Raw genomic sequence first — 13,219 nt, forward strand, 5'->3', positions numbered from 1 at the left:
AGAAAGATAAAAATATAGTGAGGTATACTTTTTATTCTTCTTCCTACCTTTTCACCTTACTACTTATTACACTGTAAACTAAGTTTTCGGCTTTTAGAAATCAGGAGATTTCTGATGATTTATTGGACACGAATGACGCTATCGCTTAACATTCGCGCCAATGGGTTTTCTACCCTTTTAGTTTGATAGTGCTTCCCCTGGCCTTGAAGGGAAAAGCGTTAAAAATTTCATGCATAGAGCCGTTAAAAATGATTTTGCTGTCTGAGCATCTCAAAACGATGAAGTTTTGATCGAGTTAACCTCAGAATAGGCGAGAGAAATAGAATTTAGCTTTTGACTTCTAAGCCTTGACTTTTTTGCTTCGTTTTTGTGTTAATACAAAAATGAAGAAGAAGGATGTTTGAAAGTGAATACTATAAAAGTTAGTGGAAAGATCGATTGAAAGCTACCAAAAAAACTAGTCTACTTAATACTTATTATTTTTTTAATTACGACATTAGAAACGGAATGAATACAAAATTATCAAAGTGGATCGGCACTACAATAGTAGGCATGAGTCTACTATCAACAACAGGCTACGCACAAAATACAATCACAGTAAACCCTACAATCCAATGTTATTTAGGAGAGACTACTTCTGAACTTGATCGAGGAAAATACATGCAAGCGCATATTTGGTTTGGAGAAAAAGAAGATCAGGATTTTGAAGCGTTTAAAAACGAATACAATATTTCCTCAGAGTACAAAGGGTCAAGAAGATTCTGGAGCCCATTGAGTACAGTGAAGAACTGGAAGAGACCTAAAGTAAAAAATAAATTCAACGGAGAAAGGAAAGTACAGCCTTATTCGGTGATTACAGGCAGAGCAACCAACTTCTTCTATGATCGAAGTGTGGATTATTCAGAAGCGGATGTAGCAGAATATTCAAAAGATTTAGCGGCTTATATTGCAGAACGTTTCAAAAAAGATTGGGTTGAGATGCCCTCTATCTATGAACCGTACAATGAGCCAATGGTGCATGCAAAAGACCTTTACCCAGGAAAAGGCAAGAAAGATAAATCGGACAAAGCCATCATTAAAATTTCGGAATCTCTAAGAGACATAGGACAAGCAATTCATGCTGTTCCAGAATTGAAGAATATGAAAGTGGCAGGGTATGCCTCTGCATGGCCGGCTTTTGAAGTAGGCGACTTTAATGTTTGGGATACGCGTTATCGTACTTTTATTGACATAGCGGGTAAAGACATGGATATCTTATCCGTACACCTTTATGACGGTAAAGGCTTGAACAATTCTGGTGGACGTCGTTCAGGTTCTAATGCTGAAGCGATTTTAGATTTGATTGAAGCTTACTCTTACATTAGTCTTGGAGAGGTAAAACCAATTGCAATTACAGAATATGGCCGTTTGGTTGATGATCAACCGGGCTGGACGGCAAAAAATGGAAAATCAAATTATCACCCTATTGAAAACTCACAAGCTGTAAGGTCTCAAATGCATTTAGCCATGGGCTTTATGGAAAGAGGTGATAATATTGTATGTGCGATTCCATTTTCAACAGGAAAACAATCGCCTACAAAAAAGTTTGCTAAAGCAGGCCTTTGGACCAAAGGTGAAAATGGCGGATGGGAATTGACTTCGAGAAAATATTTCTTTGAAGTACTGAAAGACGTAAAAGGTAACCGTGTACACATCGGTTCAGATAATGTAGATATTCAAACGCAAGCTTTTGTTGACGGCAAGCAATTGTATGTGATTTTAAATAACTTAAATGAAGAGACACAAACATTAAACCTTGCTATTGACGAATTGAAAGGTCTGAAGAAAGTAGAGACCAAAAGAATCAAAACCTATGTCAATCAGTTACCTGAATTGATCAAGGAAACGTCTAAAAAAGCACCATCGACAATAGATATTGCGTATGGAGAGACTATTATTTTAACTTATAATTTCTCAAAATCTCTTCCTACCAAAAAGAAAGAATACAGCACGAAGTATTACGCTAGTGAATACTTAAAACCAATCAAAGCCAATGAAGCGAGCACATTCAAATTCCAAAATGTATTGGCCGACGCAAAAGGAAGTGCTGTATTGCGTTTAGGCGTTGGTAGAGACCACGGTAAAAGCCTTCAGCCAGTAGTTACAGTCAATGGTCAAAAAGTAACATTGCCAGAGGATGTGATCCGTGGTTACGACCAACACAACAGAGGAAAATTCTTTGGATTACTAGAAATCCCAGTCCCAGCAGAGTACCTAAAATCAGGTGAAAACGAAGTAAGCATTACTTTCCCTGACAGCAATGGTAGAATCAGCTCGGCAGTACTGAAAGTCATCGGTTTCTCAAAGAAAAACAGCTAGAACACTCACTCTCAGTATAGATTCATTTGATTAAAAGAAAGGCAGGAGCAATTCCTGTCTTTTTTGTTTACTCATAAATCCACATCAGCATATTCTTATTTTGTTTCAATAACGTATCTAAGTACCTCATGGTATCATTGGAAACAGCCGGACATCCCCAACCTTCCGGAGTACCAATTGGAAAAGTCTCTTCGTCTTTCACTTTTTCCCAAGAGTGTAAAACAATTATTCTTTTATAGGCATTACTATTGGTCGATTCTAAGCCATGCATTTTATAATTTACTTTGATGCCCCAGCTACTGACACCTCTTTGGCCCATTCTATATTTACCTAGGGAGGAAAGGTGGCTTTCTGGTACATTGCTAAATTGTGGTTTGGCTCTTGTTTGATCATCAGACCAGTACGCATTACCACAACCATGTGCGACAAGGGCTTTTTTGATTACTTCTTTTTTTACGAAGTCATACACAAAAAGCCTCAAATTACCAGAATGTATTCCCATATCTACAAGGATACAATAGTTTTGAGAAAGGTTATTTTCCTTACAATAAGTGCGTGCTTTTTCTGCTTTCTTTTGGATCCTTTGTTGGACCTCGTTTAAGTTAAAGTTGAGGGAATCACATTCGTACTTATTTTCTTCGGTAAAAGCGATATCTTCCCAATTATCATCCCATGAAGTAGTTCCGTCTTCTTGGCAAAAAACATCGATTGAAAATAATAAAAGGAGTAAAAAAATAGGATAAAGTTGCATGTTGTCAGATGAGTAACATTAAATAAAATGGAATTTATTAAAAATGATGCATATACCAACTAACAACTATAATAATACTTTTAAATACTCTTGCATTAAATTTAGGTGTATTGGAGAAGTGTATGTTTAATATAAACTATTTGTTATTGATTTCCTATTACTAGTGCTTTGTGATAAGGTTAGTTGTTGATTGTAATAGGCTATTATACAGTAGTATTAAGTAGTTTTGATATAAGTGCATTGACTTTAATGAGAAAATTAAATAAAAATCATGTTTAACGATAAACTATAACTCCTTGACGATTTTCTCTAGATGTTTGAAGTGAATTTCAAAGACCTTTATAATGTAATCAAACGGTAATTGATTCATTTAAAAAACACTTTAAACAAATAGAACAATGAGTATTATTAAAAACGAACAGGTTTTCCCTCAACAAAAAATGACGCAGTATTTCCCAAATAAAACAGGTGAATATTGTAAACCAACTCACATTATCGTAGAAGGAACTTGGGAGGAAATGGGATATGATTTAGCAACCATTGGTAGAGATCAATTTGGTGTTCAATTGAAAAAATATTTTGACCCAATGTACGGTGAGGCTAGACGCAGTTATATGGAGAAACATTATCCGGAAATGATTGAAATGCAAAAGGGTGTGTTTAAAGCTTTTGGTCTACCTGAAGATAATAATGAATATGACGGTACAAGTTTAGCTTTTGATTGGTACGATGAGAATTATGATGGCTTTGACATGGGTTCTTTAAAAACATGTTCTAATGCCGTTTTACCAAAAGAAAAAACAGACAATGGCTCAACGTATGTTTCAAGAAATTATGATATGAGTGCTTTAGTACTTTGGAGTCCGTTGTTTGGAAAGCCTGCTCCTGAAGGTGCTTGGGGACATGCAGAACGTTGGGTGGTTGTAGAATTCAGACCTGAGAATGGCCCTAAAACAATCATGAGTGGTACCAATGAACTACTCACACCTTATGTAGATGCGATCAACGAACATGGATTATTTGTGACGATGCTTCGTGATCCTGAAACGATTGGTAAAGAGGCAGGTCCTTCTAGTGGTGGGGACATTGCAGGTTTAGCCAATACACATATTTTACATCAATTAGTGAGTACTTGTAAGACAGTAGAAGAAGCTAAAAAAGTATTGTTGGAAAGTAGAGTGACACAAACTTTCTTGAACTTCCATATTCCAATTGTAGATAGAGAGGGGAATGCGACAGTATTTGAAATTGATAAGCATTCGGGTGCCTATGTATTTACAGACCGTGAAGAAGGAGAGCCATTCTTTGTGACAAATCACGCCGTACACCTTCACCCTACACCAGATACCTATCCTGATACTCCAGATATTGCTGCTCATAATACTTATACAAGACAGCGTATTTTAAGAGAAACCTACAAAAACTTTGAAGGTCCACTAAACCGTGAACACGCTACTCAATTAATGGATGCTGTACATTGTGCTTTTGTGGATGAAGAGTTAGCAGAGGCAGGTCCAAGCGAAAGGTCTTTACAAGAAATCAATGCTGACCTAACGAAAGCTGAAATCAGAATTCGTTGGTACTTAGGGGACAAAGGACCTATTGAAGGAACTGAAAACGATTTAGAAGATATTAGAAGCGAGTGGGTAACGTTCGGATTTTAATAAACTCAATTGGTAGCTGGGGAGCCATTAACTGCTCTCCAGTTTTAATTTAAAATTATGATGATGAAAAAATATAGAGCAATTGATATGCCTTTGGATTTCAAATTTACTATTGAGGGATTTTCGCCTGAGGCACAAAAGCAAATGAAAGAGTTCATTGATAAAGCGTATTCAAAAGGGAAGTGGAGAGCTACAGAGCAAATGTATTTTAACCCTAAAAGCACTGAATTTTGGGCTTATTACACCCAAAAGGCATTCAACCCACTTAAAGAACCTATGAAAGGGTCGCAATTGAAAGAAAAATTAGCACCTTTTCGCAAAACCAATTTTGATTTAGCACCGAAATATTTTATACCAGAAAATAAATATCGCATCAGTGCCGTAGGTGATTTGATGAGAGGAAAGCATGCAGCAGAATCAAAAGATAGGATTTATAATGCGGTGGATGATTTGGTTTTTGGTGCAGACTGTATTTATGGAAACCTTGAATCAACAATTGCCCCTGGTGAACCAATGGGAGTTGCAGAAGGATTGAAGTCTGGTGGTACACCAAGCATTGGGTTAACAAAAGAAGAATATGAGGGTTTAACAAGGCATAATGGACGAAAGTTTGATGTACTTCAATTGGCCAATAATCATGTAATGGACAATGGTCAAGAGGGTATAGAACTCAATATGTCCGTACTTAATGAAGATGAGATCAGTTTTACAGGGGTCTATGAAAATGCTTCAGATGCACAAGAAGTAACGTATACCTCACATAAAGGAATTAAGATTGGTTGGGTGGCCCATACTTTTTCCGTGAATTTTAAACCTATTCCAGAAGGCGAACCTTGGTTGGTTGATATTACTTCGTTCTGTGTTGAAGAAAATCCGGATATGAGTAAAATTAAACAGGAGATCAAACAAGCGAGACAAGAAGGGTGCGATTTAGTGATCGTTACACCGCACTGGGGTGCAGAGTGGGAGTTTTTCCCTTGGCCTCAACAGATGGATTGGGCCTATCAATTTGCAGAATTAGGTGCTGATGCAGTGATTGGGACACACCCACATGTGATTCAGCCGGTAGAAATCTATCAACCAGAAAGTGATCCCAATAAATCAGTCCCGATATTATATAGTTTAGGAAACTTTATACCAACAGCAGGACCTGCTTATACGGTATTGAGCCTTGTAGCTAATTTGACAATATCGAGAGGTAGAATGAATGAAACAGATCGTACTTTGATCACGGAATTAGAAATTACTCCTGTTGCATTTATGGGTGAAGAAGAGGACGAGAAGGTATATGCTTCAGTCGTACCGTTAGCTCAATTAGATCAAATGGAACTTGATACTGAAACTTCTCAATATGTGAAAGAAATTAGTACTTATGCAGATTTTGTGATTGGTAAGGATTGGAGAAAATAAACTCTTCCTCAAAATACAGCTGTTTTGTATTAGCCTAGTGCTGTAAGGACGTTGCATTGTAACGTCCTTGCTTAGTACTGAACCATTTACTGTACAATTTAGAATGCAAATCTATTTATGAAAACAAATACTTTAATAACCAAAACGATACATTTTGAACAAGCTTGTCAGTTTATCAAAGAAGTAGGAAAGCGGGCTCACCGGTATGGATCTACTTCTATACGTCTTGAAATGTATTTACGAGAACTCACCGAAAGCTTGGGCTATCAAGGAACTTTCCGATCAAGCCCTACAGAAATTCTTTTTTCTTTTAATGAAAACAAGGATTCAACACCTCAAATGTATATAGAAGAAGTTGATCCTACTGATTTCAATCTTCATCGACTGTCATTGCTACAAAAACTTGTAAACAAAGTGATCCATCAAGGCATGACTTTAGATACTGCAATGCTTCAACTAGAAGAAATTGAAAAAGAAAAACAACCTTGGGGAATTATGGCTTTAGCATTGAGTTTTATGATTGCAGGAGGTGGATTTGCAATGATGATCTCAGGTAGCTTGGCAGATGTAATGCTCTCTACTTTTTTGGGTTTAGTTGTTTTCTTATTACAACCTCTTATCAGCTATTTTGGAGGAGAGAAGTCTTCTGAATGGTCTCCTTTTGTGACTGCATTTGTAGTTGGAAGCATGACGGCAATTGCTAAAACTTTTTGGGTTGAAATTAATCTGATCACCACAACAGTAAGTGCCTTGATAATATTAATTCCAGGCTTTGTCATAAGCGTGGGGATTATGGAATTGTTTTACAATCATATTGTGTCTGGAATGGCAAATGTAGCCAATGGATTACTTTACCTTGTCAAACTTTTTGCAGGGACCTGGTTAGGTATTTTACTTGTGAATGTCTTTGTTGAATTGCCTCAAGGAGTTGAAGGAAATGCGGTCAATCCAATGTGGTTACTTCTATTTTTACCTATTGTTTTATTGGCTTTATGTGCAGTATTTCAAATCTCTAAAAAGAATATCATTGTTGTTTCATCAATATGTCTTAGTTCATTAATAGGAATGATTGGTGGGAGTCTATTTTTGGATGTAAACTTTGGTAATTTTTTAGGAACCGTATTCCTCGTAGTATTATCGAATTGGTGGGGAAACAAATCAGGAGAACCCTCTTCCATACCTTTGTTACCATCAATGATGTTGGTAGTGAGTGGTAGCATTGGCTTTAGAGGATTAGCCTACCTTACCTCAGGGCAAATTGACATTGGACAACAGGATTTTGCTCAGATGTTTGTTGTCGCCTTGACCATGGGAGCAGGTTTTTTAGTAGGAAATATGATCGTAAAAGAACATCCTAGTTTATAAGGTGTGGTACAATTAAAAACACTGTAAACTCAATTTTCGAACATTTATGATACTTAGAGATCGTAAATCTCTGCTGATCTGTAGAACACGAATGACACTTAACATTCGCTCCATTAGTATTACTACTCTTTTAATTTGGTAGTTCTACCCCGGCCTTGAAGGGAAAAGCGTTAAGAATTTTATGGAATGAGCCGTTAAAAATGATTTTGCTGTTTGAGCGCAGCGAGTTTAAAATCATTTAGGCGAGAGGAATGGAATTTAGCTTTTGCCTTCTAAGCCTTGACTTTTTTGCTTCGTTTTTGTGTTAAGACAAAAATGAAGAAGAAGGAATCTTGAAAGTAGATCCTATAAATTCATGTAGAATGATCAATAAAAAGTTGACGATAACTTAGTTTACAGGGTATCAAATTTCAACTTACCCTATTTTCAAGCCTGACACTTTTTGGTTTGGAGTTGATGTGGAAATAAAAGCACCTTTTAGCAGAAAGGCTTCATTTTCTACTGTTTTTTCGAACTTTATTCCTCAAAGAGGGGTAATTTTTTGTTTTTTAGTGGGAGAAATTTATTAATCGTTCTATTGACGTTTTTTTTATCTTTTATGTGTAAAAGTGTCTTCTATTTTTGATTCGAAATGAAATGAAACTATGAAGAGACTTATGACACCGAAGGTATTTTTTAGTTTACTACTACCATTATTATCACTGTCGCTTTGGGCTCAGGAAAGTAATAATGCTTATTTTAAGAAGATCAAAAATGAGAAGGTAATTTCTGATCCTTCCATTGTATGGAAAAACTTTGGCCCAGGAATGTCAGGTTACTGTGAAGAATTTTGGTGTCACCCAACCGATCCCAATGTGATGTTTATGGGACCAGATATGCATGTTACTTTTGGAACATGGGATGGTGGAAAATCATGGAAAACGATAAAAGATTCAGACGGTTTAGGGCATGATCTAGAACGTACCCACGATATACAATTTTCAACTAAGAATCCAGATTTTGGAGTAGCCATTGAAAGAGAAGGTGGTGTATATACTTCGATAGATAGAGGGAGAACTTGGAAACAAGTAGCTGATATTGGAATGGCACATACAAAACTAGCGATTCATCCTAAAAAAGAACAAACTTGGTTTATTGGTGCAGGTGATTTTTGGAATGTGAAAAACAATCATAGATCACTTCAGAACCTCAACGGTGTAAAACATAATAGAGCTAATTATGGCTATATTTTAAAGACCACAAATGGAGGTAAATCTTTCAAGAAGATTGCTACCAATATTGCAGACGATTTAGATGTGGGAAGAATTATTATTCACCCAATCAAGCCTAATTTAATGTGGATAGCCACGAATCATGGTGTTTTTAAAAGCAATAATGAAGGTAAAAGTTGGGAGTCATGTGCGAAAGGATTGCCGAATAATTTACCAAGAGATATGACCGCTCAATATGATAAGAAAACGGAGCAATTTACATTACTACTCATAGAGCAAACATTCTTTGAAGAAAATAATAAAACCGTTTCAGCAAAAGGAGGGGTATACAAGAGTTCAGATTTAGGTTCGAACTGGGAAAATATTTCAAGTAATCTTTACTTTGATTTAAAACAGATACATTTCACTGCCGAACATGATCGCTTTTATAGAGCGATTGGATATTGGTTTGGTATTTCAAAAAAAGAAGCAAAGCAAAAATACCCTCAGTTACCAAGTCATACACTTTCAGTTTTTAATCGTATTGTAGTCAATCCACTTGATCCCAATGAGATTCATGTTGCCTTTAATAAGAAACATGATTTTAGTTTTGGACCTGGCGACTTATGGTCCACAACGGATGGCGGAAAAACTTGGAAAGTCACGGCAAGACAAGGAAAATATTGGTTAGGTAAGAATGATTTAAAATACTGGAATCAAAGAAATAATCCGACAGGAACAAATGTGAAATTTGCTCATTTACAACATTATATGGATTTAGAACCTGCCCGTTCTGGCAATAGAATGTTGGCGGTGAATGCCAAAGGGGAAGTGTTTATTGGAATTGACCAACAGACATTAAAATCTACAGATCAAGGTGGAAGTTGGTTTCAGATTGATGATGATGAAACCGCCACTGGAAGTCAACAATGGATAGGAAGAGGAGGAAGTAACCTGCCAGGTAGATTTATGTTGTTGGAAACAGGAATTCCTGAACGCCGATTACTATGTAGTGGTGAACATGGGCTTTGGGAAACTACAAAGATTGGTAATTGGAAAGATCCCCAAGCGGTGGCCGTACAACAGTTAGAGGGGCAGGTAAATCATTTCGGTATGCATTCGGTCTCAACAGTAGCCGTTCATCCGAAAGATCCTGATACGATCTATATTTTGGGATGGAGACAAAGCCATAGAGGTAAGTTAAGACGATCAAAAGATGGAGGTAAAACATGGGAAAATATCGCAACAATTTTTAATGTCAATAGCCCTTTACATAAAAAGTTAGCGGCTCAGAATTCACTGATCATTGATCCTCAAAACCCTAAAAATATGTATTTCTGTGCTACTCATCAGATGATTTCAGAGGTAAGCGGAGGAAGAGGTCCTAAACTCACCAAAGGAGAATACGGTTTTTACCGCTCATTTGATGGAGGTTATACTTGGGAAGTCAGCAATAAAGGCATCGATCATAAAGGGGCAAGTATCCGAAGAATTATCATGGATCCAGTTCAGCCCACTACACTTTATGCAGCAGGAAATGATAATAACGGAGGTCTTTTCAAATCGACTGACAAAGGCTCTAACTGGGTGAAGGTGAAAATTCCTGCCCAAATCAAAGCTGTCAATAATGTCTTTATTGATCGAAATACCAAAGAGGTTTTTATTAGTACTGGTAGAAGAACAGGGGAATACAACGAAGGTGGTGTTTGGAAAAGTAAAAATAATGGAAAGACATGGCAAAAGATTTTTAATGCACCATTTGTATGGCAAGCAGAAACGTCGCCCGTCAATCCTGATATTATTGTAGTGAGCGTGGCAGGGCAAGCAGGAGATAAAAAAGGAAATTTTAAAAATCCTGGAGTGTACCTCTCAAAAGATGGGGGAAACGCTTGGACTAAAATTAATAAAGGCCTTGGTCAACCTAATAAGATTGTAGATGTAAAACCAGATCCTTACAATGAAAATGTACTTTGGTGTGCATCGTGGGGATGTGGATGGTTTATCACCTACTTAAATGATGATCAAAATGGATGGCTTCATCAGTAGTATGAAGTCATCATTAAGACAAGAATATAAATGAGAACGGAGGTTTTCTTTTTTGAATTTTACAATCAAATGGACATCAGACTGTACTCGATATCGCATTATATGAGAAGTTTATTAATTGTAGTTAGTCAAAATAGAGTTATAATTCCTTCAGAATAATTATCAAATCCATAGTTTATAAATTAAGCAATAAATGAATTCCACTTTTTCCCTTTTTACAACAACAATAAAGCAGACTAGCGTATGAATAAAACAACTACGACTCTAATTTTTTCTTTATTGATCCCCCTCTTCGTAAGGGCTCAAATGGATCAAGCATTCTTCTCATCTTTAAAAGGTGAGAGGATGTCTTCAAACAACAAAATTACATGGAGCCAATTTGGCCCTGAAAATATATTTTTGATAAAAAAGGAAGGTACACCAAAGTATCAGCCAGTGGATCAAACGATACAAATTACTTCACTTACTCCAAAGCAAAATATAAATCTACATTCATTACTTGCAGGGGTTTACGTCTGCAAGTTCTCTCAAAATAATCAAGTATATACTATCAAATTACTCAAAAGGTAACATAAACCATACTCTAATAATGAAAACAACAAAAATTTCGATCCTAACATTACTATTACTATGTATCTCGACTTTTGGTTTTAGCCAGAAGAACATCGTCTATGGCGAAGACTATATGGTCTGGGAAGCCGAAGACACGGAGTCTCCACTTGGGAAGTGGAAACTCAGAACACCTGGAGATCCTCTTTATTATAAAGGGGATGGAATAGAAGCACTCAATCAAACCTACATTGAATTTAGGGGAGCTTGGGCTTCAAAGGAATCACCATTGACTTATAAATTCACTTGTCCAAAAACAGGTGACTACAGAATGGTGATGCGTTTATATCAACCTTTAACAGAGGATGAAAAAGGCGATCAGAAAAACGATATGTTTGTTCGTCTAGAAGGTGATTATACAAGTGCGACAACAAAACCCAAGTCCGAATTGGAAAAAGACCATAAGTTTTGGGGTAGAGGCGTAAGAGTTTGGGGTACTTGCCATAGCCTTGAAATAGGCGGCAATCATGCTCATGCCACTTATGGTATGAAAGAGGGGGAAGAATACACCCTTGTGATGTCAGGCCGTTCGGCAGGAGCGAGTATTGATTACATCATGTTTTACATGGACAATCCTCCAAAAGCAATTGGTAATCAGGATTTAGCACAGCAGTTTCCTGAAACTCACCGACCTTTTGTCGACCCAACAGCAATTGATATATTACCGTCTGATGTTACTACGATCAGAAAGGGAGCATCTTTGCAATTTGACTATGCACTTCAGCCTGTAAATACAAAAAGGGAAGTATTTTGGACTTCTTCAGACAATAGTATTTTGACGGTTGAAAATGGAAAAATTACGGCTGTTGGTGATGTAGGAACATCAGCAACGATAACGGCAACTGCAGCAACAGGCCTAAGCACTAACATTACATTGACCATTGAAGAATGGTATGCAATTGGTGTGGAAAGTATTGAGGTCAACCCTGATCCAATTGTAGTTTCGGCTACTAAATCAGTTGCTGTAGCTGTAAATGTTTTGCCTTTTGGAGCAGATAATCCAGAAGTAGAATGGGAAATTAAAGACCCTTCAATAGCCACTATTGATGAGAATGGCGTGATCACTGGCGTAACAGAAGGAGAAACATCTTTAGTGGTCAAGTCAGTAGAAAATGCTTCAATTTCAACTGAAGTAATGATTACAGTGGGCGAATATGTGGAAAGCTTTATTAAGTTCTCTGCAACGAATGATGAAATTTTGAATGCACAACACGAAGCAGGAGGTAAAATGCCGGTTAAATTTGAATACCATGCAGGGACAGGTAATACAGTAGGAGAGTCTATTAAATTGAAATTAAGATATATCAAAAGTGATGGAGGTTGGAAAGTATTGGAAGATGTTGCAGTGGATTTAGAAGATCCTATTGGGACTGTAGAGGGTGTGGTTGAAACAGAAATTTCATTAGAAAATATCAAACCTGTCGCTGAAATTGAATCGAATGAGTTCTATTATCTTTTCGTACAAATGACCACTTCAAATGGAATTAAGAAAAGTGTGGGACTTCAGCCTATACAAATCATAAAGGCTACTGAAACGCCAGATCTAGACCCTGATACACCTCCGGTATTGAGTACATTCAATCCTGTTCAGGCAGAAACATCGATCTATCCAAATCCTGCAAGTGGTGTAGTTAGTATCCGAACAAATGATAATGTTCCAGGCACTTTTCAAATTGTGGATATTAATGGAAAACAAGTTAAAGAAGGAGCTTTTGTTTCTAGAGTGCAGAACGATATTTCTGAGCTATCGGCAGGCTTCTATTTTATTCGCATACAAGTAGCTTCAGGCAGTGCCGTTTTTAAACTACTGATAGAGTAATTTAATT

Annotated in this window: 8 protein-coding genes; 7 read left to right on the forward strand and 1 reads right to left on the reverse strand. The window is 36.9% G+C overall.

Annotation, left to right across the window (positions count from 1 at the left end; genetic code table 11):
• Positions 1-507: 507 nt before the first annotated feature.
• Positions 508-2,358, forward strand: a complete 1,851-nt coding sequence (locus IC221_RS09000; protein ID WP_188168652.1) for a hypothetical protein — start codon at positions 508-510, stop codon at positions 2,356-2,358.
• 67 nt (positions 2,359-2,425) lie between these two features.
• Here IC221_RS09000 and IC221_RS09005 read toward each other — a convergent pair whose 3' ends face one another.
• Positions 2,426-3,109, reverse strand: coding sequence for a murein L,D-transpeptidase catalytic domain-containing protein (locus IC221_RS09005; protein ID WP_188168653.1), 684 nt, complete (start codon positions 3,107-3,109; stop codon positions 2,426-2,428).
• Between the two features lie 398 nt (positions 3,110-3,507).
• On the opposite strand from IC221_RS09005, the gene IC221_RS09010 reads away from it, so the two are divergent.
• The 6 genes from IC221_RS09010 (at position 3,508) to IC221_RS09035 (ending at position 13,212) form a co-directional block, all read left to right on the forward strand.
• Entirely contained in the window at positions 3,508-4,773 is a 1,266-nt protein-coding gene (locus IC221_RS09010) for a C45 family peptidase (RefSeq protein WP_188168654.1), read from the forward strand.
• Positions 4,774-4,836: 63 nt separating this feature from the next.
• Positions 4,837-6,183: a CapA family protein gene (locus IC221_RS09015; RefSeq protein ID WP_188168655.1), complete on the forward strand. Its 1,347-nt coding sequence runs from the start codon at positions 4,837-4,839 to the stop codon at positions 6,181-6,183.
• A gap of 117 nt (positions 6,184-6,300) precedes the next feature.
• Complete coding sequence (locus IC221_RS09020) at positions 6,301-7,548, forward strand: threonine/serine exporter ThrE family protein (RefSeq protein WP_188168656.1); 1,248 nt, start codon at positions 6,301-6,303, stop codon at positions 7,546-7,548.
• Between the two features lie 644 nt (positions 7,549-8,192).
• Positions 8,193-10,784, forward strand: coding sequence for a sialidase family protein (locus IC221_RS09025; protein ID WP_223241335.1), 2,592 nt, complete (start codon positions 8,193-8,195; stop codon positions 10,782-10,784).
• Between the two features lie 243 nt (positions 10,785-11,027).
• Complete coding sequence (locus tag IC221_RS09030) at positions 11,028-11,354, forward strand: T9SS type A sorting domain-containing protein (protein ID WP_188168657.1); 327 nt, start codon at positions 11,028-11,030, stop codon at positions 11,352-11,354.
• A 19-nt stretch (positions 11,355-11,373) separates the two neighbouring features.
• The gene (locus IC221_RS09035; protein ID WP_188168658.1) at positions 11,374-13,212 is read left to right on the forward strand and encodes an Ig-like domain-containing protein; all 1,839 of its coding nucleotides are present in this window, start codon (positions 11,374-11,376) and stop codon (positions 13,210-13,212) included.
• Positions 13,213-13,219: the final 7 nt, after the last annotated feature.

The sequence above is a fragment of the Flammeovirga sp. EKP202 genome (assembly GCF_014534745.1).
GTDB lineage: Bacteria > Bacteroidota > Bacteroidia > Cytophagales > Flammeovirgaceae > Flammeovirga.